Annotated in this window: 25 protein-coding genes, 1 tRNA gene and 1 pseudogene; 13 read left to right on the top strand and 14 right to left on the bottom strand. The window is 50.0% G+C overall.

What is annotated here, in order from left to right; all coding sequences use genetic code 11:
* Positions 1-286: 286 nt before the first annotated feature.
* Both BLU48_RS32370 and merR read right to left on the bottom strand, forming a co-directional pair.
* Positions 287-461: pseudogene (locus BLU48_RS32370) on the bottom strand (flavodoxin); the annotation flags it as partial.
* Between the two features lie 773 nt (positions 462-1,234).
* Positions 1,235-1,666, bottom strand: coding sequence for an Hg(II)-responsive transcriptional regulator (gene merR / locus BLU48_RS22380; RefSeq protein ID WP_003425050.1), 432 nt, complete (start codon positions 1,664-1,666; stop codon positions 1,235-1,237).
* Between the two features lie 71 nt (positions 1,667-1,737).
* On the opposite strand from merR, the gene merT reads away from it, so the two are divergent.
* From merT to merB, 5 genes are read left to right on the top strand one after another with little or no spacing between them, the layout of a single operon-like run.
* Positions 1,738-2,088: a mercuric ion transporter MerT gene (gene merT / locus BLU48_RS22375; RefSeq protein WP_003425049.1), complete on the top strand. Its 351-nt coding sequence runs from the start codon at positions 1,738-1,740 to the stop codon at positions 2,086-2,088.
* A gap of 17 nt (positions 2,089-2,105) precedes the next feature.
* Positions 2,106-2,381, top strand: coding sequence for a mercury resistance system periplasmic binding protein MerP (gene merP, locus BLU48_RS22370; RefSeq protein WP_003425048.1), 276 nt, complete (start codon positions 2,106-2,108; stop codon positions 2,379-2,381).
* Positions 2,382-2,393: 12 nt separating this feature from the next.
* On the top strand, positions 2,394-2,828 hold the full coding sequence (merC, locus tag BLU48_RS22365; RefSeq protein WP_003425046.1) for an organomercurial transporter MerC: 435 nt from the start codon (positions 2,394-2,396) through the stop codon (positions 2,826-2,828).
* A 35-nt stretch (positions 2,829-2,863) separates the two neighbouring features.
* A complete protein-coding gene (gene merA, locus BLU48_RS22360) occupies positions 2,864-4,546 on the top strand; it encodes a mercury(II) reductase (RefSeq protein WP_003425044.1) in 1,683 nt (560 codons plus the stop codon).
* A 12-nt stretch (positions 4,547-4,558) separates the two neighbouring features.
* The gene (gene merB / locus BLU48_RS22355; RefSeq protein WP_003425042.1) at positions 4,559-5,197 is read left to right on the top strand and encodes an organomercurial lyase MerB; all 639 of its coding nucleotides are present in this window, start codon (positions 4,559-4,561) and stop codon (positions 5,195-5,197) included.
* Positions 5,198-5,289: 92 nt separating this feature from the next.
* Here the strand turns inward: merB and BLU48_RS22350 are convergent, their stop codons facing one another.
* The 3 genes from BLU48_RS22350 to tnpB are packed head-to-tail and all read right to left on the bottom strand — an operon-like array spanning position 5,290 to position 7,540.
* Positions 5,290-5,589: a plasmid pRiA4b ORF-3 family protein gene (locus BLU48_RS22350; protein WP_003425039.1), complete on the bottom strand. Its 300-nt coding sequence runs from the start codon at positions 5,587-5,589 to the stop codon at positions 5,290-5,292.
* 3 nt (positions 5,590-5,592) lie between these two features.
* Entirely contained in the window at positions 5,593-7,098 is a 1,506-nt protein-coding gene (gene tnpC / locus BLU48_RS22345) for an IS66 family transposase (protein WP_003425038.1), read from the bottom strand.
* Between the two features lie 37 nt (positions 7,099-7,135).
* The gene (tnpB, locus tag BLU48_RS22340) at positions 7,136-7,540 is read right to left on the bottom strand and encodes an IS66 family insertion sequence element accessory protein TnpB (protein WP_346243129.1); all 405 of its coding nucleotides are present in this window, start codon (positions 7,538-7,540) and stop codon (positions 7,136-7,138) included.
* Between the two features lie 19 nt (positions 7,541-7,559).
* On the opposite strand from tnpB, the gene BLU48_RS22335 reads away from it, so the two are divergent.
* The 3 genes from BLU48_RS22335 to BLU48_RS22325 all read left to right on the top strand — a co-directional run bounded on the left by BLU48_RS22335 (position 7,560) and on the right by BLU48_RS22325 (position 11,766).
* A complete protein-coding gene (locus tag BLU48_RS22335) occupies positions 7,560-8,537 on the top strand; it encodes a DinB/UmuC family translesion DNA polymerase (protein WP_057021722.1) in 978 nt (325 codons plus the stop codon).
* Between the two features lie 228 nt (positions 8,538-8,765).
* Positions 8,766-11,078, top strand: coding sequence for a hypothetical protein (locus BLU48_RS22330; RefSeq protein WP_231988984.1), 2,313 nt, complete (start codon positions 8,766-8,768; stop codon positions 11,076-11,078).
* Positions 11,079-11,196: 118 nt separating this feature from the next.
* Positions 11,197-11,766, top strand: coding sequence for a hypothetical protein (locus BLU48_RS22325; protein WP_231988983.1), 570 nt, complete (start codon positions 11,197-11,199; stop codon positions 11,764-11,766).
* Positions 11,767-12,260: 494 nt separating this feature from the next.
* On the opposite strand, the gene BLU48_RS22320 is transcribed toward BLU48_RS22325, so the two are convergent.
* The gene (locus tag BLU48_RS22320; RefSeq protein WP_082636604.1) at positions 12,261-13,973 is read right to left on the bottom strand and encodes a DEAD/DEAH box helicase; all 1,713 of its coding nucleotides are present in this window, start codon (positions 13,971-13,973) and stop codon (positions 12,261-12,263) included.
* A 309-nt stretch (positions 13,974-14,282) separates the two neighbouring features.
* Between BLU48_RS22320 and BLU48_RS22315 the strand changes: the two genes are divergently transcribed.
* Positions 14,283-14,756, top strand: a complete 474-nt coding sequence (locus tag BLU48_RS22315) for a hypothetical protein (RefSeq protein ID WP_057021718.1) — start codon at positions 14,283-14,285, stop codon at positions 14,754-14,756.
* 268 nt (positions 14,757-15,024) lie between these two features.
* Here BLU48_RS22315 and BLU48_RS22310 read toward each other — a convergent pair whose 3' ends face one another.
* The 4 genes from BLU48_RS22310 to BLU48_RS22300 all read right to left on the bottom strand — a co-directional run bounded on the left by BLU48_RS22310 (position 15,025) and on the right by BLU48_RS22300 (position 18,155).
* Positions 15,025-15,483, bottom strand: a complete 459-nt coding sequence (locus BLU48_RS22310; RefSeq protein WP_056788995.1) for a hypothetical protein — start codon at positions 15,481-15,483, stop codon at positions 15,025-15,027.
* A 19-nt stretch (positions 15,484-15,502) separates the two neighbouring features.
* On the bottom strand, positions 15,503-16,480 hold the full coding sequence (locus BLU48_RS22305; protein WP_057021717.1) for an AAA family ATPase: 978 nt from the start codon (positions 16,478-16,480) through the stop codon (positions 15,503-15,505).
* 305 nt (positions 16,481-16,785) lie between these two features.
* Complete coding sequence (locus tag BLU48_RS31790) at positions 16,786-16,950, bottom strand: hypothetical protein (RefSeq protein ID WP_156422409.1); 165 nt, start codon at positions 16,948-16,950, stop codon at positions 16,786-16,788.
* A complete protein-coding gene (locus BLU48_RS22300) occupies positions 16,947-18,155 on the bottom strand; it encodes a zincin-like metallopeptidase domain-containing protein (protein ID WP_057021716.1) in 1,209 nt (402 codons plus the stop codon). Before BLU48_RS22300 ends, BLU48_RS31790 begins: the two co-directional genes overlap by 4 nt.
* 238 nt (positions 18,156-18,393) lie before the next feature.
* Here BLU48_RS22300 and BLU48_RS22295 point away from each other — a divergent pair, with 238 nt between their 5' ends.
* On the top strand, positions 18,394-18,915 hold the full coding sequence (locus BLU48_RS22295; protein ID WP_057021715.1) for a hypothetical protein: 522 nt from the start codon (positions 18,394-18,396) through the stop codon (positions 18,913-18,915).
* A 65-nt stretch (positions 18,916-18,980) separates the two neighbouring features.
* Positions 18,981-19,349 carry a histone-like nucleoid-structuring protein, MvaT/MvaU family gene (locus tag BLU48_RS22290; protein WP_057021714.1) on the top strand — a complete coding sequence of 123 codons (369 nt, stop codon included), beginning with the start codon at positions 18,981-18,983 and terminating at the stop codon, positions 19,347-19,349.
* 39 nt (positions 19,350-19,388) lie between these two features.
* On the opposite strand, the gene BLU48_RS22285 is transcribed toward BLU48_RS22290, so the two are convergent.
* The 4 genes from BLU48_RS22285 to BLU48_RS22270 all read right to left on the bottom strand — a co-directional run bounded on the left by BLU48_RS22285 (position 19,389) and on the right by BLU48_RS22270 (position 21,777).
* A complete protein-coding gene (locus tag BLU48_RS22285; protein WP_172833432.1) occupies positions 19,389-20,096 on the bottom strand; it encodes an endonuclease NucS domain-containing protein in 708 nt (235 codons plus the stop codon).
* 117 nt (positions 20,097-20,213) lie between these two features.
* Positions 20,214-20,528, bottom strand: coding sequence for a hypothetical protein (locus BLU48_RS31785; RefSeq protein ID WP_138233649.1), 315 nt, complete (start codon positions 20,526-20,528; stop codon positions 20,214-20,216).
* Positions 20,529-20,549: 21 nt separating this feature from the next.
* Positions 20,550-21,374: a GIY-YIG nuclease family protein gene (locus tag BLU48_RS22275; protein ID WP_057021711.1), complete on the bottom strand. Its 825-nt coding sequence runs from the start codon at positions 21,372-21,374 to the stop codon at positions 20,550-20,552.
* A 318-nt stretch (positions 21,375-21,692) separates the two neighbouring features.
* Positions 21,693-21,777: transfer RNA gene (locus tag BLU48_RS22270), tRNA-Leu, on the bottom strand.
* Positions 21,778-21,885: 108 nt separating this feature from the next.
* Between BLU48_RS22270 and queA the strand changes: the two genes are divergently transcribed.
* Both queA and tgt read left to right on the top strand, forming a co-directional pair.
* On the top strand, positions 21,886-22,935 hold the full coding sequence (gene queA / locus BLU48_RS22265; RefSeq protein ID WP_043046810.1) for a tRNA preQ1(34) S-adenosylmethionine ribosyltransferase-isomerase QueA: 1,050 nt from the start codon (positions 21,886-21,888) through the stop codon (positions 22,933-22,935).
* A gap of 5 nt (positions 22,936-22,940) precedes the next feature.
* Positions 22,941-24,056, top strand: coding sequence for a tRNA guanosine(34) transglycosylase Tgt (gene tgt / locus BLU48_RS22260; RefSeq protein WP_162493187.1), 1,116 nt, complete (start codon positions 22,941-22,943; stop codon positions 24,054-24,056).
* Positions 24,057-24,059 lie beyond the last annotated feature (3 nt).

Genomic DNA, 24,059 nt, shown 5'->3' with positions numbered 1-24,059 from the left:
CTCTTACAATTGGATGAAGTTCTCACAGCCTGCCGAAGGCTCTGATTCAGGCGATATCACCGTATCTGAATTAAGCCAGCATTATCGTTAACATAGAGACCAACACCGATGATCAACACGCTCGACAGGTAAGGCGCTCGACGAGCAACGGTGCCCAGCCATGGCCAGCGGTGGACGCTTGTTTAGCGCCAATAGCCGCAGCAGCACCTGCAGCCACCAAAATAATCGCCAAGGTGTGTTGGCCGGACGCATATAAGGCGCCCTCCTATCTGTAACAATTCTCCCTTACGGCAGGTGATGTTTCCCGTCGTGCTTGCTCAACCGTTTCAAGATAGTCATCTGGATATGCGATCAGGGCGGTTCTCAAACAGATCAGCGTTCTGGAAGCGTTAAATCAGACCAGCAACCACTTTGGTATAACCTGACCTAGAAAAGTACGCGACCAAAACCTTAGTTTTCGACAGAATAGAGGTAGCTACATTGATCCCACTGATACAGATATCGTCTGTCTCGCTGACTGGCTGCCGCTGACCAAAGGCGTCTCCTTGCCAGAGTCGTTAAACTATTCAAAGTTTTAGCTTCACGGAAATTTCACGCCATTGCTGCTAGTCTAAATTGAATGCCTTTGCTATAGCAGGAGGACTATATGCATGGAGTAGGTGTGGGTGGTGTCATACTAGCTTTAAGCCTCTATATGATCGACGCAGTAGCTTGGATGTGCTTCTGGATTTTTTGTATCATCCATCGAAAAAACCTATTTGGTGAGATGACACGCTACAAATGGGCTTTGTTTATTGTGGTTTGCGTTGGCCTGACTGTTATAGGCATCGATCTTGCTGCGTTTGAGACATTTAAACGCAAAAACTCCGATTGGTGGCTGATTCTAATTGGAGCAGTGCTCCCGGTATTCGGAATTTTCTACATCAACTGTCGTGGCGTTAAGAGCGTAAGCGTCCGAACTACACCGCCTTGCATCTCAGACCTTAATCCCCTTTAACCGCTGATTGACGCGCTCACACTCAAAAACTGCGAAATTGCACCCCACTTGACCACCCATTTGCGTTGCAACTGACCAATCATTTGCATTCGAAGTGATCAGGACTCTCGGCTCTGTAGGGTAAGAGCGTGGCTAAAAGCAGACCGTAGGTTTGGCCAGTCAACGGGGCTCATTGAGCGCCGCTCTTTTCCTGTTCAAGCCGACAAACAGGGGGGCAATGAAACGGGAAATCGTAGGCTAAGGCGCGAAGTTTTCGTGGCTATCTATTCCATGCAGCGAATCGATCAGCGGGCAGCTAACCGTCCCGTGGCTCGCGCAACAGTCATCAACCAACTGCGCCAGGACCAACTCGATCCGCCGCAGATCCGCAAGTTTCCCCCGCACGTCTTCGAGCTTCTGCTCGGCGTGCACACGCGCATCATTGCAGTGCGTACCGTCATCGAGCCGCAACAGTCCGGCCACTTCATCGAGGCTGAAGCCCAGCCGTTGTGCGGACTTCACGAATTTCACCCGTGCAATATCCGCCTCGCCGTAGCGACGAATGCTGCCGTAGGGCTTGTCCGGTTCGGGCAACAGCCCTTTGCGTTGATAGAACCGAATGGTTTCCACGTTAACCCCGGCTGCCTTGGCAAAGACGCCAATGGTCAGGCTTTCCGCAGTGTTTTTCATACCGCTTGACTCCGTACCTGACTACGGAAATAACCTTAACCCATCGATCAAACATTCGAAAGGTTGAACCCATGTCTGAATCACAAAAGGGCCGTGGTGCACTCCTCGCTGGAGGTCTGGCGGCGATCCTTGCGTCCACCTGCTGCCTGGGCCCGCTGGTGCTAATTGCCCTGGGCTTCAGCGGCGCCTGGATCGGTAATCTCACCGTTCTGGAGCCCTACCGCCCGTTTTTCATCGGCGCGGCATTGTTGGCGCTGTTCTTCGCTTACCGGCGCATTTTCCGCCCGGCTCAAGCCTGCAAACCCGGTGAGACCTGCGCAATTCCGCAGGTACGAACCACCTACAAGTTCATTTTCTGGCTCGTGATGGCACTCGTGCTGGTCGCGCTCGGTTTCCCCTACATCCTCCCGTTGTTTTACTGATCAGGCAGGAGTCTCCCATGAAAAAGCTGTTTGCCGCTCTCGCGCTCATTGCCGTGGTTTCCCCGGTGTGGGCCGCCATCCAAACCGTCACCCTGTCGGTACCGGGCATGACCTGCGCCGCCTGTCCGATCACGGTCAAGAAAGCGCTGACCCAGGTCGAGGGCGTGACCAAGACCGAGGTGAGTTTCGAGAAACGCGAAGCCATCGTGACCTTCGACGATGCCAAGACCAACTCCGAGGCCCTGACCAAGGCGACCGAGGATGCCGGCTATCCATCTACCATCAAGCAATAGGAGGAAATACCAATGAGAAATCCTCTCAATCTGTTCACGCGGATCGGTGACAAAGCCAGTTCCGTCGGTGTGCTGGTTTCAGCCCTAGGCTGCGCCGCGTGTTTTCCTGCTCTGGCTAGCTTAGGCGCTGCAATCGGTCTGGGCTTTTTGAGCCAGTGGGAAGGCCTGTTCATCACCACGCTACTGCCCTTGTTTGCGGCCCTGGCGCTGCTCGTCAATTCCCTTGGCTGGCTCAAACATCGGCAGTGGCAGCGAACTGCACTCGGCCTGATAGGCCCTGTCCTGGTCTTGGCTGCGGTGTTTTTGATGCGGGCTTATGGCTGGCGGAGCGGTTGGCTGCTCTATATCGGTCTGGCCCTCATGCTTGGGGGCTCGATCTGGGATCTCGTGTCGCCCGCCCACCCCCGTTGCGCCCCGGGTGCCTGCCCACCACAGCCAAAACAGTAATGCCGCAAAGAGACCCATTTGAGGAAGTAAACGCTATGACCACACTGCGAATCCACGGTATGACCTGCGCCTCCTGTGCCGACCGCGTCAGAGATGCTCTGGAGGGAATCTCCGGCGTGCACCGGGCGGACGTCTCCTACGCCGGTGGGAAGGCCGAAATGACGGCCGACGCGGCTGTCAGCCGTGAACAAATGCAAGCCGCCGTCGAGGCCCTTGGGTATCAAGCGTCGTTCGAAGTCGCCTCGCTACAACCGCGCCCCGGCCAGCTCGATAAGGCGCTGGGCTGGTTGCGCAGCGACACCGAGGTCGGCAAAAACGGCGACGCGCTACACATTGCAGTCATAGGCAGCGGCGGTGCGGCAATGGCGGCCGCCTTGAAGGCGGTGGAAGCCGGCGCCCGCGTCACTCTGATCGAGCGCGGCACCATCGGCGGCACTTGCGTCAACGTCGGCTGCGTGCCGTCGAAAATCATGATTCGCGCCGCGCATGTGGCTCATTTGCGCCGCGAGAGTCCGTTCGATGACGGAATGCCCGCCACGCCGCCGACCGTCCTGCGCGAGCGGCTGCTCGCGCAACAGCAAGGCCTTGTCGACGAACTGCGTCACGCCAAGTACGAAGGCATTCTGGAGAGCACACCAGCCATCACCGTGCTGCGTGGCACCGCTCGCTTCCAGGACGGCCACACGCTCAGCGTCGAACTGGTCGAGGGGGGCGGGCGCGAAGTCGCGTTCGACCGCTGCCTGATCGCTACCGGCGCCGGTGCGGCCGTGCCGCCGATTCGCGGGCTGCAAGACACCCCCTATTGGACCTCGGAGGAGGCACTGGCCAGCGCCAGTATTCCGCAACGGCTCGCCGTGATCGGCTCATCCGTGGTGGCCTTGGAGCTGGCGCAAGCCTTTGCCCGGCTGGGTAGCCGCGTCACCATCCTGGCGCGCAACTCGCTGTTCTTCCGCGAAGATCCGGCCATCGGCGAGGCGCTGACCGCAGCCTTCCGCATGGAGGGCATCGACGTGCTTGAGCAGACACAAGCCAGTCAGGTGACCCACGCCAACGGCGAATTCGTACTGACCACCAACCACGGTGAACTGCGCGCCGACCAACTGTTCGTCGCCACCGGCCGCACGCCCAACACCCAAAGCCTGAACCTGGAAGCGGCGGGTGTACTGTTGGATGAACGCGGCGCCATTCAGATCGATCAGGGCATGCGCAGTAGCGCAGTGGATATCTATGCAGCCGGCGACTGCACCAACCAGCCGCAGTTCGTCTACGTCGCGGCGGCGGCTGGCACCCGTGCGGCGATCAACATGACCGGCGGCGAAGCTACGCTTAATCTCGATGCCATGCCGGCGGTGGTGTTCACCGATCCGCAGGTGGCCACCGTCGGTTACAGCGAAGCGGAAGCACAGCGCGCAGGCCTCGAAACCGACAGTCGCACGCTGAGCCTGGACAACGTGCCGCGTGCGCTGGCCAACTTCGACACGCGAGGGTTCATCAAGCTGGTCGCCGAAGCGGGTTCTGGTCGGTTGCTCGGCGTGCAGGCGGTGGCCCCGGAAGCGGGCGAGCTGATTCAGACGGCGGTGCTGGCTATTCGCAACCGCATGACCGTGCAGGAGCTGGCCGACCAGTTGTTCCCCTACCTAACCATGGTCGAGGGCCTGAAGCTCGCGGCGCAGACTTTCACCAAGGACGTAAAGCAATTGTCCTGCTGCGCTGGATGAATGGAGAGCACCATGAAATTTGCCCGCTACATTACCGAGATCGCCGAACGTCTCACCCCGACCAACCGGCCCAAAGGTTTTGCGGAGTTCTTGGTCGCGCTACTGGGTGAACTTGCCAAGGGACGCCCGATTTCGCGAACTACGCTTGCCAGGACTCTTGGCTGGCCCGCTGAGCAAGTGGCGGCTGTGCTCGAACAAGCCACCAGTACCGAATACGACAACGATGGGAACATCATCGGCTATGTCCTCACCTTGCGCGAGACGTCGCATGTCTTGGAAATTGACAACCGCCGGCTGTATGCCTGGTGCGCGCTGGACACCCTGATGCTCCCGGCGTTAATCGGCCGTACAGCTCGCGTCTCGTCGCATTGCGCTGCAACTGGAGCACCCGTTTCGCTTACGGTTTCACCCAGCGAGATACAGGCTGTTGAACCTGCCGACGTGGCAGTGTCACTGGTATTGCCGCAGGAGGCGGCCGACGTTCGTCAGTCCTTCTGTTGCCATGTGCATTTCTTCGCATCTATCCCAGCGGCAGAAGATTGGGCCTCCAAGCATCAAGGATTGACTATCGTAAGCGTCCAAGAGGCGTTCGGCGTGGGCCAGGAGCTTAATCGACATCTGTTGCAGACCCTTCCAATGAGAACATCGTGATTGGATTTCGACTCAATGTCCTACGGAGTGGGCATCGGATTTCTCTTTCCGACTTTGATCCGGTGATCCCAGCCATCGCCAAAGTCATAGACCTAGCGGAATGTCCTTTTCCCGTTCAACGCTTTGATCAGAGTCTTGCGGGTCTCCGAGTTCACGGGAGGCCCCCATCCATCGGAGTCGGGAATACCGTAACTCTCACCAGCTATTTCAAACTCATGCAGATGGTCATCGTGCCAGCCCATTGCGATCTGGATCACCGCGTGCAATTTGCCTAAGGTGATGTTCTCGGGCACCGCCACACGGCGCCAGATGGCAGGTTCGATCCACTTCAATTCAATGTGCAGTAGCAACAAATCAGGTTCGGGTTTTGGCAAGCGAACAGTTTTGACCATGGATCAGGCGGCCTCGCAGAGTTCCGTGGAGGCGAGAGAAACGTTCCAGGGCAGCAGTTCGTCGACCCGATTGATCGGGTGGTCGGCGATGCGCTCCAGCACGTGTGTCAAATAGGCTTGCGGGTTCAGGTCGTTGAGTTTGGCTGAACCCACCAGGCTGTAAATCGCAGCCGCTCGTTCGCCGCCGGCGTTGGAACCGACGAACAGATAATTTTTTCTGCCTAGCGCGACAGCACGTAGCGCGCGTTCGGCAGCGTTGTTGTCGATCTCAATTCGCCCGTCATCGCAATAGCGCACCAAGGCCTGCCACCGATTGAGGGCATAGAGAATCGCACCGCCCAATGCCGATTTTTTCGACAGTTGAGTCAGCGTCTGGTTGAGCCACGCGTGGAGTTGTTCCAGCAGCGGACTGGCTCGGCTTTGCCGAACCACTTTTCGCAGGTTGGGCGGTTGCCCTCGAATCTCGCTTTCGATGGCATACAGGGCCGCAATCCGTTGCAGCGCCTCGGCGGCAAGTGGTGAAGCCAGGTCTTTGTAGACCTCGTAAAACTTGCGCCGGGCGTGAGCCCAACACGCCGCTTCCTCAATGGTGCCCGTGGCATATAGTTGAGCAAAACCGGCATAGCCGTCCGCCTGCAAGATCCCGCTGAAGCGCTTGAGATGCGCGCGGGGATGTTGCCCCTTGCGATCCGGCGAGTAGGCAAACCAGACCGCCGCCGGTGTCGCGTCCCCCGTAGGTCGGTCGTCCCGCACGTACGTCCACAGGCGCGCCGATTTGGTCTTGCCGTTGCCCGGCGCGAGCACGCCAATCGGCGTGTCGTCGGCATGGACTTTGTGTCCGCTCATGACGTGGTGCTCAAGGGCGTTGATCAGTGGTCGCAGCAACTGACTGCTCTGGCCAACCCAGTCGGCCAGGGTTGAGCGCTCCAGCTCCACGCCCTCACGGGCGTAGATCTCGGACTGCCGATACAACGGCAAATGATCGACAAACTTCGAGACCAGCACATGGGCCAACAACCCTGGGCCGGCAAGACCTCGGGCGATCGGGCGACTCGGTGCCGGCACCTGGGCGAAGTGCTCGCAGCAGCGGCAAACCCACTTCGGACGGACATGGCGAATGACTTTGAAACGTGCCGGAACGTACTCCAGCACTTCGGACACATCCTCACCTAAATGGCGAAGCGTCCCACCGCAGCCAGTGCATTGCGACTCGGGCTGATGAACGTGGGTTTCGCGAGGTAGGTGTTCAGGCAATGGTTTACGGCGCGAAACTGCGCGAGGTGCCGGCTCGACTGGAGGTGTCATTTCGGCTTGGCTGATTTGCAGCTCATCAAGGCTCAACTGGAGCTGGTCGATCATCGCTTCCAGTTGCTCGGAGCTGCGACCGAACTGCGTACGACGCAGCTTGGCGATCATCATCTTCAAGCGCTCAATCTCTGCGTGCTGGGCAGCGATCAGCGCCTTCAAGGCTTGAAGATCATTCGGCAGGGAGTCGGTCACGAGGGTCATGCCCGAATATTACTGGGGATTTTTTCAGCGCGGCAAGTCAGACCGCGAGGACGGGTGCTGTACGAATTGGCCGGCGCCAATCAATGCCCTCCAACAGCATCGACAACTGCGCGGTCGTCAGCGACACGCTGCCGCTGGTTGCTTGCGGCCAGACAAAGCGTCCTTGCTCCAACCGTTTGCAAAACAGGCACAAGCCGTCGCCATCCCACCACAACAGTTTGATCCGGTCACCACGCCGTCCGCGAAAGGCGAAGATCTGACCGGAGAAGGGATCGGCTTCCAGTTGAGTCTGCACCATGGCCGCCAAACCGTCGAAGCCACGACGCATGTCCGTGACGCCAGCGGCGATCCAGATACGGGTTCCAGCGGGATCCATTTCTGTGAAAAATGCGTGTGGTCTATGGACATCGGACACCTGATCTAAACCCTGACAAATATTCATCCAAACCGATGTCCATGGGTTGACATCTTTCCTTTATGTCGATGAGTCCTGGCTAGATTTCACCGGCGTCCAGGGCGACTTGGAGAAGCTAGGGCGTGAGATCCAGGCTGCGGTGAAAAAGCAAACCGGAATTGGGGTAGGGGTAGGGTTTGGGCCGACCAAGACTTTGGCAAAAGCTGCCAATTTCAGCGCGAAGAAATGGCGAAAGGAAACTGGTGGTGTCGTGGTCCTCATGGATGAAGAGCGCCGTGACAAGTTGCTCAAATGGATGCCGGTTGATGAGATTTGGGGCATAGGCCGGAAGCTATCTGCGAGCCTTCAAGGTATGGGAATCCACAAGGCTATCGACCTTGCACGGTATGACCGTAAAAGCCTGCGCAAGGTGTTCAACGTGAACGTGGAAAAGACTTCGATGGAGCTTGAAGGGGTAAGCTGCTACGCGCTTGAAGACTCTCCTGAACCCAAGCAGACCATAGCCAGTACCAGAAGCTTTGGTGAGCGTGTTACTACACAGCAGGGGCTGCGTGAAGCTGTTGCCACATATGCCAGTAGGGCATGCGCAAAACTTCGGTCAGAAGGGCAGCTTGCTTCCTGCCTCCAGGTCTTCATTCAAACCTCACGCTTTGATGACAAGCCCTACAGCCGCGCTTCGATCTGTGGCTTGCCGGTGCCCAGCAATGACACACGGGAATTCGTAGCACTGGCTTTGGAGGGATTACAGAAGATCTATGTACCTGGTTATCGCTATGCCAAGGCCGGGATCGTGTTGAGTCAATTCGTGAGTGGCGACGGGTATCAGCCGGATCTATTTGCACCAGAACCACGGCGCAATTCTGAGACCTTGATGAAGGTGCTAGATGGGATCAACGCTCGCTATGGTCGGGGTAGCATCAGGCTCGCTGTGGAGCCACCCATTCCCCAGTGGGGAATGAAAAGGGATTATCTGTCAGATAGTTTCGTCACTGATTGGAATCAGCTCAAGAGGGTTAAATGCTGAAGCTTTAAGGCTTCATTTTTCGGCGGTTTTTCGAATTGGCAATGGTCAGCTCTGTATCAATTGCTTGGTCGAATTTTACTCTTAAGTCTTTTAGTTCTTTTACTATATCCATTTTGGTGTGGGTTGTTATGGTTGAAGTATACCATTTAGCTTCCTAAAGCAAGGTATTCAAATGGTATAATTAAGGAAATGAATACTAAATAGATGAACTTTACAAGAATTAGATATGTGCTGCTTTTGTTGTTTACCTTCTGCCTCTCACAAGCTCAAGCAAATACATTGGAAGAAGCACAACAGGCAGATTGTTACTACGCAACGAGTGACATGGTAGGGAAATGCGCTGGGCATGCGGCTAAAAATGATTTTGCCTTTAGCGCAGCCGCTAAAATGCTAACCCCGCAATCGGTCATGATAGCTCGATTGATCTTGTCACCTTACTACGATGACCTATCAATCGTTGCTGATAAATCAAAAGATGGTGAAGCAATACAGGCTATCGTGAAAGGTGCCGTGGACGTAATTGGTATATTTGCCTTTCTAATTGTTGGTCTTGCGGTTCTCTATAATATTTACAAGAATGCATCTGACGCTAGCGTTGTAGCAAATCAAAACAAAGCCCTTTTAATATTTTGCTGGATAGCCGCCATTATTCTTGTCGGTTATGGATGGATAATTCATACAATTTTAGCGGCTGCGATTGTCTGTTTTGTACTGACGATACAGGCAGGGATATTCTTGTTTGGTATTTTATTTGACTCGTCGGTAAAGGATGAATCTGCATTTACAACAAGAGGCAATATCGCTGCCGAGCTTTATTATAATAATGTCATATTGAATGCTATACAAATGTCCGCCGAAGACATTTCGCTTCGTAGAAAGCTTCTGGTGAAGCATAACCTAATTAAAGATGTGAACACGGGTAGGTTCAAATTCGTCGAGACTGCTTTCTCTCGTTGCCTTGAGCAGCCTGCACCACAAACCGTCTACGATGGTGAGGCTTTACTGGTTGGTGAGATAGTGAAGACCAAACAGTGTATGAAAGAGGGTCTACAGATAAACGTATACTCACCTGGGATCATCAAGTCTTCTCAGACTGAAATCGTAAAGATGGCAAACATTAGGTTGTTTGATGGTGCTTATGAAGAGGCCAGGAAAAACCTAATTTACATGTGTAATACCGGCCTGGATAAAGGCGAGAATCGTCAAACATACGCTGATAGCGAGCTATTACTAAACGACTGTCTAGACATAAAGGTGGATGGATCTGTTGCTGACAAGGATACGTTTGTTCATGAATATAGGGAAAGCGTGACTGCTGACCAGTTACGTGAAAACCGTGATCAACTGGTTGGCATTGTCAAAGACACTGTAGACACAGTGGTTAGAGAATTGTTGGATAGAACTGAAAAAGAGAAAATTCGTTCTGATTTGTTTTCAATGTTCATATCATTGATGCACGTTAACAGCTTCCAAAAGAAAATCCATGATGCGGTAGACGCAGAATATAAAGGCTTTGTGGTTACTGTGGATCAAAAGCTGAATGCGGCTGATTCATCTGCTGCATTGAATGAAAACGATGCTGGCAATAGTAGAAGTAATTTATTGAGTGATTCTGAAAATGTGAAGCTCTTCAATATTAAGAAATCAATTTATGACGTGTACCTGACTGGCGGAAATAACGATTTATCAGGTTTAACGTTAGGAGCAATTCAAAAACTCTTAAACATGATGACAGCAAAGTATTATGAAAATATTGGTTTTCAGTTCAAATCATGTTTTAAAACCGGTGCGAATTGCTATTCGCCAGTTTTGAACGCACCAGCAGCGCTGTTCAGTAACTCAGCTGAATACACACAAATGTCACTGTCGATTTACTACGGTGCAGAAGTGTTAAGAAACGGAATTCTGACATTTAATAAGAATGAAAGATATTTGACTAATACCCTTTCGGGTATCTCCAAGATCTCAATGTTTATGTATTTGTTCTTTATGGGTAGCCAGATCTTGTTCGGAATTCTTCCGATCATCTACCTGATGGGTGAATTAGGAACTCTTTTTGCTGGTATTGTAGGCATCACAATTATTCTTTGCGTAAGAATTCTCAAGGCGATAATGCCAGGGAAAAGTGAAGATCATGCTTTTGATGTTTTCAAAAATATTCTTCTGCAGCACGCTTGGATTTGTTTGCACGGTCCTATGACGATTGTCTTGTTTGTTGTGGGCATTGTTCTGATTTCAAATATACTCGTAATAGTCAATGAGGTGGTCTACCATTTATCTTCTATCTTTATGTCGGGCGGTACAGGGCTTATCTTTGATGTGATAAGAATGCTCGTGATGTTGTTCTTGCATCACATAATAAGTATCGTGATGTTTGTCGTATTCTTGAAGCAGGTGAAATCCATCAACGTTTCATTCAAGGAATTGCTAGTGGCAAAAGACATTGTTGAAGATAAGAGAATGGGTGAGAACGGCTTTGAAAAAGTTAAAGGCGCAAACGAGAAATTCACAGGCTCATTAAAATTGCAGAGTTTCAAATAAGGAATTTGTTATAAGGGTATAGGAGTTTATTGCAAAGGGGTTGATACGTTTGTCGCTTAACCCTTTTCTTTTTATTTGCAAATGCTATAATTTGGATAGCTAGAAGAAGGTGAGCAACATGAAGAAGGAAAAGATTAGGTTAAATTTCTTACAGAGATTTATAATTATATACGCAGGTATCTCAACGTTGCCAATTGGAAACTTTCTCGTACAAGGTACGTCAAATGTTAATACTGCGTATTATGATGCTCACCTGATTCTCTTTCATGTCGCTCCATTCATTTTTGCATTGATCACGTTGCCAGTTTTTTATTTAATCAATCAGATTGATTACAAACCAAACTTTTTCAGTCCTGATATTCACGATAAGCGAATCAAAGCGTTCAAGTTGATAATGAATATCCTGGTATGGGTTTTCATCTACAGGGCATCCATGGTCATGTTGTTCGGGGTGCCATTTTGGAGCTTTGCGGGTGAAACGGCAGTTGTGAAGTTTTTCCTCCATGAATTGTATTACGTCGATCTTACTCAGATTCAAATGAGCTTTAAGAGAAGTGATCCTTCAGCAATGTTCGGCTCTATGTTTGCGTTTACAATAATCTGGCCGATTACTCTGCTTGTTGGTATGTTCACTTTTGTGCTGATGAAAAATAGAAGCTTACGCAATGACAATAGAAGAACTGCATGAATAAAAATGTTGGGATATGAAAAGGCCACTCTTCAGTGGCTTTTTTATTGACGATGATTTGTCGAGTTGCATTACGGCTTTGCCGTAGAGGGGGAATTTATCTGGTTTTGCACGTTGGTAATTTATTGAGAACGCTCAATGGCAGGGAAGTACAGTAAAAATCCAACAAAGCATTTATAGTCGGTTTAGACAGAATCAAACCTTGTTCATTGGGGATAAGCAAATTTAGGCTTGGTAATATTAATCCGGTTTGGATGGGTAGAATCAGTTCGCATGAGTTGTTCATAATGGTAATTGTTTGTTTAGTCTAATTATACCATTCTGGTTTTGCCTTATTTGCCATTAGCGAAAATATTCATAATTACTTATGAAATGGTTATGAAGTGCTTATGAAGTATTTAATATTTCGAGTGTGGTCTAAAAAATATAGCTATGAATGCAGGCAAAAAAGCCAGATGCTGTTACCAATACCTGGCTTTTGAAATGCTTGTAGATTACTTGGATAACCCGAAATGCTTGAATAAGTCGAACAAATCATAGGAAATATACTCGGCGTCTTGATCGTCACCTTCATCCAACAATTTACTAATTACTATATTTTTGTTGTGAAGGATGCTGGATAAAAAATCGTCAATTGAATTCTCAATCACAAGGTTAACCACGTTCACAGTGTCCTTCTGCCCAATCCTATGGCATCTATCTTCACACTGAACCATCTTAGCCGGGGTCCAATCCATTTCTCCAAACATAACGGTAGAAGCGGCGGTAAGGGTGATTCCTTCTGCACAAGCCTTGATGCTACCAATGAAGACTTGTGCATCACCATTTTGGAATTCATCTACAAGCTCCTGACGGCGTGCTGTAGGCACCTTTCCATCAATCCTTACAGTCTTCAAGCCAGCTTTATGCAAAGTGGATTCAATGAGATCCAGCACGTCCTGGTGATGAGCGAAAAAGACCACCTTGCCTTGGGATTCCACAGCCTCAATGATGTACTCAGCAACAAGTGGTGCCTTGGCAACGGCGCTAATCTTCCTGACAAGCATAAGCTGCGAAAGGAAATTACCTCTGAGATCGGCTAAATCTTTTGCTGCTGCACGGTAGACCTTGTGCGAAGGGTCATATTTACTCATCGTCTTGATGATGCCTTCGTACAGCTTGTGAGCTTTTTCAACTACGGCCATTTCGCCTTTAATGGCAATCTTCAATGAAGCATGGTCACAAGGCATTGGCACAACACTGTGTATTTTGTCCGGTAATTCCGCTAACACATCTTTTTTCAAGCGACGAATCATTCCGGCTTCTTTAAGCTTGGTTTGTAATTCGTTCAGGTTTATTAAGAAGTGAGGGGCTATCTTCGCGTCAAACACGCCAGAACAATATCTATACCCAAATGAGCCATAAGACTTGAATGACTCTGGAGCAAGCTTGTTGGCTATCGTGAATATTTCAAAAGGATTATTGAGGAAAGGTGTTCCTGTAAGAGCTATAAAGTTTTTGCATGGAATAGAAAGGGCTGCAATGGTTCTATTTGCTTTTGGATTTTTTAAGTAGTGGCTTTCATCAAAGATTACATAGTCATAATTCTGAGCCGTAAGCGAATTAATCTGTTTTCCAACAATGTCGTAGTTAATTACATCTGCAGCATATTCTCTTTGGGTATCTATCTTTGACTTGCTGGTCAATACCGATGCTGACTTCGAGAGTTCAGGATTTACTAACCATTTTTGTAATTCGCGTTTCCAATTAGATTTCAAAGTTGCTGGGCAAACTATTAGTATCTTTTTGGACTTTTGAAAATTAATAACACCAATCGCTTGTATCGTTTTACCTAGCCCCATTTCGTCCGCGATTAATGCATTACCTTTTGCGACAGCATACTCAATACCGGCCTTTTGGTATGGAAGGTAATTTAGACCAATAGGAGCGGGCACTACGAATTGGGAAGATGTTTTACTGGACGCCGCGAGTCTCTTGTTTAATTCTGTTTCAGCAATATCTGATTGGTAATCAAAGTCAGGGGTTGTTGTGTATCCTTCTTCGCTTTCTTTTAGGGATTCTATAAGGTTCAATACGTTTACGAAGCTGGGCGTAACCCATGCGGTAAGCGGTTTGCTCCAGTTGAATCCGGCCGATTTTGGATAATCTTTTAAGTCATAAATTGTTTTGCATATGTAAGTGTTGTTCTCGTAGTGTAGGTTTAACATTTTATTATTTTTTGTTGTATTAAGATTATATCATCTTGATTTCTCCAATTTTGCTGTTAGTGAAGTTATTTATTAAATGTTTATGAAGTAGATATGATTTACTTGATAAGTGGTTATGAAATACTTATTAAGCATTTCTTAAATTATTGGGTTTTTACGGGTTGGATGCGGCTTGGTGAGGCTTCCGCACACGTCCTGTGTTGAAATTGGCAGGGCAATGCCACGCAAAAAAGACCAGAATTCAACACAGAGCGCCTATGCTTGAGCGCTAATAGACGGTTTCCACGGTTGAAAAGAAGAGGGTGGGTGATGAAGGAGTCCTACAAGCTGTTGGTGACACTCAACAAAAACGAGCTTCGCCCTTTGCTTGATGAGAAGAAGATCCTGCTATCTAGTTTGTACAGTCAGGCAATAGCGCACTGCATTGACCACGCGACCAAGCACCGTGACTACACGCTATTCGTAGCTTTGGTTGAGGTCTTCGATACCCGCGACTACAAATTATTCGTGTCAGGTTGGGTTTGTGAGCGGCTTGGGTTGTTGAGCAAGACGGGGCCGAACGGAGCTGTCTTTGCTCGTGGTGGGAATCCGCCTAACGAGCGCATGAGCTGGAAGGTAAGTCTTGAAGAGTTCGCGGCAAGGAAATTCAAGATTGCTTTGCCCGTGAAAAAGCTAGTCCACGACACCAAGCCGGTTGAGAAGGGTAGGAAGAGCCCCAAGAAAATAGACATGCTTGATTCCTGGGCGCGGCTACCTGGGAGTTACGGTAGCGGTAAACGCTAAAATCTGTTTCTGATGCATTTATGAAGTAGATGTGAAACCCCTATGAGGCTCTTCATAAGCATTGAGCAAATGGCTATGAGCTGGTTCTGAGCTGTTGAAGAAACGCATGTGAAATGGTTCATAAGGATTTATTAACCACGTCAGAACTGTTTCATAAGTGTTTATGAAGTGCTTATGATGTAGATCAGATCCAGTTCAGATCGGTGATTATGAACGTCAAGGCGAAAAAAAGCCCCGGTTAAGGGGGCTTGGGTTTTTTGAGTCTCTATCAGTCGATGGTGCGTCTGAATTCTGCGTCTACGTCATCCAGGTAGGATTTCAGAACAGGGTCTGTCAGAGCCTTCAAGCGCAGAATGCACATGCGCTCAACGTCAACGCTGACTGAACTGCTCACGTACCCTTTGCCATAGCGCTTGTTGTTGGTGATGGACTCGAAAGCCTTGATAGCGCTATCGGTCTTGTCTGTGAACGCAAAGCTGCGAACGCTCAATTTGTTGCCTTCTGGTAGGGCTTTGTGTTCCTTCAAAGCTTGGTCGATTTTGAAAGCCAAGACCTTTTGATCGTGGATAGCTTTTTCAGCGGCTGCTTGCTCGATTTCTGCTTGAATCTGTTCCGGTGATTTTGGAGTTGTCTCTACCAAAGTGATTTCAGATTCTGGTGGTGTAGTAGGTGCTTCCGCTCTTTTAGCTTCTGCACGGGCTTTTGCTGCTTGTAAGTCAAATGTCATGATTGTTATCTCCTTTTAGTTAGTTTGTGATTGATTCGTTTTGGGCAGTGGCGACCACTGATGTTTCAGCAATGGCTTCAAGAATCGCTTTCACCACAAGATTGAATTCAGCTTGTGCAATTTTGGCCGATTCACTCGTGGCGTTATAAATGGTCTGCCCTTTGTTGAATTGGTTAGGGTATATCGAGCGAAAAATCAAAGGTGCTTCCAACGGCTTCTGGTGTTCACCAAACGCATCACCAAATGCCCTAATATCTGCATCAATCTGGTTCTTACGGTCGATTTCCTTCAAGGCTTTACGTTCTGCATTTCGGGCAAGTCTTGCTGCAGTCGTGGATGTATCCGTCAAGGTGAGGTTAGCGCTGACCTCTTTGGAATTTGCCTTGATGCGTGCTGGATCGAAAGCCAGCAGAGAGCGTACCTTTGTGGTGAATTTTCCGCCTAGGCTCACAGCGTCGTATTTCAAATCCTCAATGATTCCCGACACGGTAACGGCAGTCACTGCGTTCTGTGTGTCACCTTTGTAAGGTGTAATCACCAAGTCACTAAAGCTGATGAGCCTTTTAATTTCCTTGATTGGGTTGTTTTTCGAGTCGAGAACCTTGGCTGGAACATCTACAATAATAAAGTCAAAGTGAGCGTAGTCACGTTTGATTACATCAAATTGTGCGTCCAGCTCATAAAGGCTGCGGGCAATAACGATAGGACGGTTTTCAAGTGCGAATTCATCGTACTCAAGTTGATCCAGCAAGGACTGGTTTATAGCTCTACCTTTATTTTTAAGCAATTCCACCTTGGCTTTGTTTTTGATAATGCGTTTTTCCGTTACTTCTTTGTTCTGTTCGATATGCATTTGAATTGCTGGTACGCCATCAGTGTCGATAATCAGCGTGCGATAACCCTGAAGCGCCAAGGAGTGGCTGAGATTTGAAATGGTCGTGGTTTTAGTAATGCTTTTATGACTGATTAAGGCCAAGATTTTAGCTGGTTGGTTCATGATTAAAGTCCTTTAGTTTTTGGTTGTTTTTAAAATAATAACATTTGAAAAAAGAAAACAAGCCGTTAGTGCGAAATATTTCATAAATAGTTATGAAATACTTATGAGATGCTTCATAAGTGTTTATGAAGTGCTTAATAACGTGGTGGATCATGAATTAATTTTTGGCTTCAGTAAAATGATTGATCGCTGGTTTTTAGACTGAAGGGATATCAAAACCTTTCATTTACTGATTTGCGGATATCAAAACCAAAAAAAAACAGGAATCTCTTCATGTTTTAATTCTAGGATCATAATTTATCTCCTTAGTAAATCCTTTCTGGTAATGAATCTAGAACGGCTTCGTGCTTGGATTCCTCTACAAAACATTCCTCTGTCAGCATTCCTTGCTCGTAAAGCTCCGTTAGCTCTTCGTCTCCATCGATCAGATCTTCAATAGCTTGTTTTCTGTTTTTCTCGAAATTATTCATATTTTCAATGTCCTCTTCTTTTGTTGTTGTTCTTGGGGTGTAGGAGTCTCTACCGCTGAATCTCTAGGGCTTATGGTCGGCGCCTTCACCTGTGGCGTTGAATCCGTATCAGCCCGCGATAGGCGCTGTTTGATGAAGTCAGAAACAGGCAGGGTAGGGTCTAGGTCGTACTTGGCTTTGAGGTCGTTCTCTAGCTTGTAGATGATCTCGTTCGCTGTGCGGTCAGCGTCTGCTGCTGCTTTGAATACCTGGTCAGGTTTGTCCCTCAAGCCTTTGAGAGCCCAACCCACATCGTAGGTCTGGTGGTTCTTGAAAAAGGTATCGTCTAACTGGTCGCGCATGCCATCGGTGATGTTGAAGTTCAGGTGCTTAATCACGGCTTGCGCTGACAGATTGGCTACCAACTCTTCATAGGCCCTGTGTTCATCACTCTGAGCATATTTTGCGAGGCTTTCACGGTTCTTGCGGCTTGCTACGCCGTATGAGTGGCTGACTTCGTGGAGAAGCGTCGATAGCTCGTGGAGGTCGCTCTTGAAGTAGCCAGACGGGGCCATGTAGATGGTGTCTTCACTTGGTGAGAAGTAATTGCTGTGTTCCGCCCCTGCGTGCCTTTTGAGCGGTGTGGGCATCGTATCCATGACTGACTGAAGCACCGTCTGTACTTCGGCTGGTGTTGGGATCTTGGCGCGTTGCGCCATCTGCGCTTTTATCTTCTCGGGTAGCTCGCCTGTAAATTGCTGCAGGTTGAAGACAGGCGATAGCTTTGAAGCACGTCTATAGATGGCTTTGCCTTCCGCATTGTCCTGGTCATCGTTACCTCCAGCACCTGGCTTTTCGCCGTCTTTTACAAAGCCGATCTGCATGCCGAAGTGGTGAACAACGAAGTCTCCCTTCTCGCCCTTGTTTGACAGGCCAGCGTCGTAGCCCTGTTTCGCTGTGAGGTAGTAGGGCAGTTCAAAGCCTTTCTCTTTCCCTAGCATGGACAGAAGCATGGAGTTTTCGAGGTTGTAGACTGTTCCTGACATGGGGTTCAGGTATCGGATTTTGAAGCACGGTGAATTCCACACCGGCACGTCTGGATTTTCTGCCTGGAGCATTGCGTGGATGCTATCGACCTTATCCGCAAGGAATCCCTCGAGCTTCTCTTTATTGTTGTCGATGTACTCCTTTTTTTCTTTGTATGATTTTCGTTTAGCTACTGCCATTTAATTTCTGGTTGTTATATGACTGATTTTACCATTTGATTTTTAGAAGGCATTCGCTACGCGAAATAAAGGCTGGGGCACCGTGTTGAGAAAAACTGTTAGGCATTGCAGGGAAAAGCAATTTTTAAGCTATATCTGCCGGGTTTCATAAGGTTCTAAAATATTTCTAGGATCGATCTTGATTGATCCTCAAGACTGGAGCTATGGTTTTGCCTCAAACCAAAATTGAGTGATTCAAATGAAAAGGATTTTGACTGCTGTAGTTATCTCCCTGTGTGTAGCTTCTGCAAGCCATGCTGACGACCGTTTCACCTTTGAGAAGTACCCAGCCTCTGCGGTTTCCAGCAAGGCTCTGGCAAAGGTAGATTGGTCGAGTAACAAAGCCCTAGCAGGGCAGTGGCGCATCAAAGAATCCATCGAAGGCACCGTTGGCAAGAAAGCAGATTTTGCGGGGCACTTTGTGGTCGCTACTTATGGTTGCGGCACGGGATGCCAAGCCACTGTCTTCGTTGATGTGAACGATGGGAAGCTATACAAATCACCTATGCAGTTTCCAAGCGAGTCAGATGCTCTTGCCCCAGCTAATGGTGGGGTTGCTCACAGGCAAAACAGCAATGCAATTTTCATGAGCGATTTGCGTTACTACAAAGCTGGTAGCCCGGACATGATGCAAAACGATGGTGTGGTGCTTTGGAATGAAAAGGCTAAGAAATTTGAAATTATTGCAAAATCCAAACCTTTTCTTGTGAAGATGGATTGATGACTTTTCAGATTTAATTGATTTCATGTATCATCAAATCACAATCAATTTATTAGGTATGAGCAATGTCGAAGCTTGCAGAATTCCGTCAGCTTGAAAAACACCTTGCAGAACAAATGGCCCAACTGGAAGCCTTGAAAGGTGACGCTGGTTTGGCTGAAGAGATCAAATTTGAAGAGAAGCTGCGCAACCTGCTTGGTCAATATGGCAAAAGCCTGCGTGACGTGATCGCCATTCTCGATCCAGCTTCGCTTAACCGCAAAGGCGCAGCCCCGGCACCGATCAAAGCTACTCGCCGTGAACGTGTTGTTAAGGTTTACAAGAACCCGAACACGGGTGAAACCATCGAAACCAAGGGTGGTAATCACAAGCAGTTGAAAGAGTGGAAAACCGAGTTCGGTGCTGACACCGTTGAGTCGTGGTTGAGCAAGTAACACGACAGCTATCATGCCGCCGCAATGGCGGCATGTGCTTCACCTCGCGTTGGCTGCTTTGATCTCGTTGAGGGTGAAGCTGATGTGATACTCGAAAAGTGAGACGTTAGGCACTGCCACCACTGCATGGCGTAAATTCTGGCTTATGTCCTTCGCGACAATGACTCCCTTCACCTTCGTTCCTTCCTCTCTGTTCGTAATCAGCCATCCCATGTACCGGCTAATCTGGCCTATGGCTTTGTCTGCCACTCGGCCACGTTTCAGCTCAAATACTACATAGGAGCCATCGCTATCTATTGCCAGAATGTCTATAGGGCCAACACCAGTAGGGTACTCAATGCCGTCTCGGCCCTGGTCATCGACATATAGGCGAAGCGATTTTCCATCAACCTTTAATGACTCGATGTTATGGGCTATGAAATCTCGTAGCTGGTACTCAAGCTCGAAAACCGTTTCTCGTTCGCCTTCTGGCGTATCGAGTTGGTCTAGGTCAGGATCAGTTTCTCCCAGGACCTCTAGAGCTGATTGGGTCGTACCTGGCTTGAAGAATCTGATCTGAGTATCTGTTTCTTCAACGCTCCATCCAAGACGCTCGAAACCTCGCCTTAATGCCTGCGAATTCGCTTCGTTGGGGTTTAGGGGCGGTGCTTCAGTAGGGTTAGCCCTGCACCAGTTTTTCATTGGATGAAATTCAATAGTGCCCTCTGCGCTGACTTCTACTACGAGATATTGTTTTGGAGAGCGCATCGGTATGCCCATGGGAACGAATGTGAAGGTTGTGGATGCAGGAAGTGCAAATATTGCCTGCAGTTAATCCATGAGCAGCAACGCACTCATGGATTGGATGGAAATCTTGCAGTGAAATTACTGTTTAGGCCCCCAGTTATTACGTTCTGCTTCGACTTGCCATTCTGGTTTTTTAGTACCAATTGTGGTTTCGCAATACTGAACGAGCTGCACTACAGTATTTTCTTTCAGGCCGTAAAGATTGCCGGGTGTCGATTTGTTTTTTACACGAGTGTCAGCATGTGCTCGCTGCAAGCCAGTAACAGTTGCCTGAAGCAAGGCTTTAAGCTTGCTGTCTTGAATTTCAGGTAATAGATTTCCGAGCTTTTTTATGTGGTTTACGATGGTTCGAATTTGGTGCAATTCGCTGATTACTTTTTCGTAGATCGTCATGTGATTTCCCAGGTTAATTTATCAGTTTCCATTCAATCCACTGTCACGAGTCAAAAGCCTCATTTTCCAGTGAATCTCCTTTTCCTTCATTTCTTCTGCGCCAGTATGCTTATCGGCAATTTCTAAGATGCTGAATCTGAAGTGTTCTGCAAATGCCTCTCCACGTTTTAGGTGAAGGTCACGTATACGGGTGTTACCGCCATGCCCATTCTTTGAGTACGTTACCCAGCGATCCCACAAGCCACCTGTGCCCGTAGCAGAGCCTACATAGAGCTGGTGTTCACCCTCGGTGCGGTCGGATATCAGGTAGACCCCTGCAACGCTGCTCAAAGCAGTCTGCCACGACACTATCCCTTCCCTGGCAATGGTTTTCAGTTCTTGAAAGCTAATGTCTACATCCTTGAAACCGGGGAATCCCCCCACGGTCATTTTCTTTTCTAAGATTTCGGACAGCATCATCGTGGGTATGCATGTCTTGAGGTACAGGTAGTTGGCCCTTGGTTTTTTGTACTCCAAGACCAAACGTCCCGCCAGCTCTTCGAACTCTGGCACACGGCGGTATTCGTAAACGTAGTCACGATTGACTTTGCCTTGGCGTGCCTCCTTCACCTTCAACGAATCGTAGATCCCAGCTAGGAGCCATTTCTTGGACTCTGGGATCTCAACAAGGCCGATGACGTATCGGCACTCGAAATTCTTCCTCGACTGCCACGACTGCCACTCATCAAAGTCCCCAGCCAGGTACACGTCCATTGGGTGTTCGATCCCGTTGTGCTGTGCCAAATGGATCTTGGTGTTATCGGGTGTGAGGGTAGGCAAGAGGCTGGTCAAGAACTGCATGAGCATGATGGTAGAAATCCTCGGATGATTCGAGAATCTAACATTTGATGCATTCCGCTGCGCGGGAAGGATTGCCTAAAGGGATTGCGTGGAGCGGAGGCTTTGAAAAAGCGGAAAAAGGCATTTCAGCCTGATCATTTTGAGGGGAGGGGCTTGGATCAGAGGAACCCATGCAGGCTGTGGCTTTGAGCGTTTTTTAGGCAATAAAAAACCCGGCGCGTGGGCCGGGTTCTTTGATTTGGAAGTTCCAAAAACACTTCCAAAAATAACTTCCAAAACTTTAAAACCGTAAGCTGGTAAGTGCTTGATTTTAAAGGAAAATCTTGGTGCCCCGAGGGAGACTCGAACTCCCACTTCTTTCGAAAACGGATTTTGAATCCGCCGCGTCTACCAATTCCGCCATCAGGGCTCAATGGCGGCGAAGTATAGAGATGAGATTACCGTTGGTCAATCACGTTTCATGGTCAATTTTGACTATTTCCGCTAGACTTCCCGGCCCTGCTAGACGAACCCCATCATGCGCGTTGCTGACTTTACTTTTGAGCTCCCTGATTCGCTGATCGCTCGCCACCCTTTGGCCGAGCGTCGCGCCAGTCGACTGCTGACCCTGGACGGGCCGAGCGGTGCCCTCGCACACCGTCAATTCACTGATTTGCTTGAGCATTTGCGCCCAGGCGATCTGATGGTTTTCAACAATACCCGGGTGATTCCGGCGCGGCTGTTTGGCCAGAAAGCTTCCGGCGGCAAGCTGGAAATCCTGGTGGAGCGGGTGCTGGATAGCCATCGCGTGCTGGCCCATGTGCGCTCCAGCAAGTCACCGAAACCGGGTTCGAGCCTGTTGATCGATGGCGGTGGCGAAGCCGAGATGGTGGCGCGCCACGATGCCTTGTTCGAGCTCAAGTTCGCCGAGGAAGTGTTGCCGCTGCTGGAACGTGTCGGTCATATGCCGTTGCCTCCTTATATAGACCGCCCCGACGAAGACTCGGACCGCGAGCGCTATCAGACGGTGTACTCCCAGCGTCTCGGTGCGGTCGCAGCACCGACGGCCGGCCTGCATTTCGACCAGCCGCTGCTGGATGCGATTGCCGCCAAGGGCGTCGAGACCGCTTATGTGACCCTGCACGTGGGGGCCGGTACGTTTCAGCCGGTGCGTGTGGAGAACATCGAAGACCACCATATGCACAGCGAATGGCTGGAAGTCAGCCAGGACGTCGTGGACGCGGTTAACGCGTGCAAGGCGCGCGGTGGGCGAGTGGTGGCGGTGGGCACTACCAGCGTGCGGTCACTTGAAAGTGCGGCGCGTGATGGCGTGCTCAAGCCGTTCAGTGGCGACACTGACATCTTTATTTTTCCGGGTCGGCCATTCCATGTGGTCGATTGCCTGGTCACCAATTTCCATTTGCCGGAATCCACGCTGTTGATGCTGGTGTCGGCATTTGCCGGTTACCCGGAAACCATGGCGGCTTATCAAGCCGCCATCGCCAACGAGTACCGTTTTTTCAGCTACGGTGATGCGATGTTTATCACCCGTAACCCGGCGCCGCGCGGCCCTGAGGACAACTTATGAGTCGTATGTCGTTTGAACTGCTGGCTACCGACGGCAAGGCCCGTCGCGGTCGCCTGACCTTCCCGCGCGGCACCGTAGAGACCCCGGCCTTCATGCCGGTCGGTACCTACGGCACCGTCAAGGGCATGCTGCCCCGTGACATCGTCGCCACCGGCGCCGAGATCATCCTCGGCAATACCTTTCACCTGTGGCTGCGCCCGGGCACGGAAGTGATCAAGAAGCATGGCGACCTGCATGACTTCATGAAGTGGCAAGGCCCGATCCTCACCGACTCAGGCGGTTTCCAGGTGTTCAGCCTGGGCGCCATGCGCAAGATCAAGGAGGAGGGTGTGACCTTCGCCTCGCCGGTGGACGGTGCCAAGGTGTTCATGGGCCCGGAAGAGTCGATGCAGGTGCAACGTGACCTGGGCTCGGACATCGTGATGATTTTCGACGAATGCACGCCGTACCCGGCCGATGAAGACGTGGCACGCATCTCCATGGAGTTGTCGCTGCGTTGGGCCCAGCGCTCGAAGAATGCCCATGGCGACAATACCGCGGCGTTGTTCGGTATCGTCCAGGGCGGCATGCATGAAAGCCTGCGCAAGCGCTCGCTGGAAGGCCTCGACAAGATCGGCTTCGACGGCCTGGCCATTGGTGGTCTGTCGGTGGGCGAGCCCAAGCACGAAATGATCAAGGTGCTCGATTACCTGCCGGGCCTGATGCCCGCTGACAAACCTCGTTACCTTATGGGCGTTGGCAAGCCGGAAGATCTCGTAGAGGGTGTGCGCCGCGGTGTGGACATGTTCGATTGCGTGATGCCAACCCGTAATGCCCGCAATGGGCATCTGTTCATCGATACAGGCGTGCTGAAGATCCGTAACGCGTTCCATCGCCATGATGATTCGCCGCTCGATTCCACCTGTGACTGCTACACCTGCCAGAACTTCTCCCGTGCTTATCTGCATCACTTGGACAAATGCGGGGAAATGCTGGGTAGCATGTTGAATACCATCCACAATTTGCGTCACTACCAAGTCCTGATGGCTGGTTTGCGCGAGGCTATTCAACAGGGTACATTGGCCGCCTTCGTCGATGCCTTCTATGCCAAGCGCGGGCTCCCTGTGCCGCCCTTGGACTGAGTT

This window comes from Pseudomonas synxantha (assembly GCF_900105675.1).
Classification (GTDB): domain Bacteria; phylum Pseudomonadota; class Gammaproteobacteria; order Pseudomonadales; family Pseudomonadaceae; genus Aquipseudomonas; species Aquipseudomonas synxantha.
This window is presented reverse-complemented; position numbering and strand designations above follow the sequence as displayed.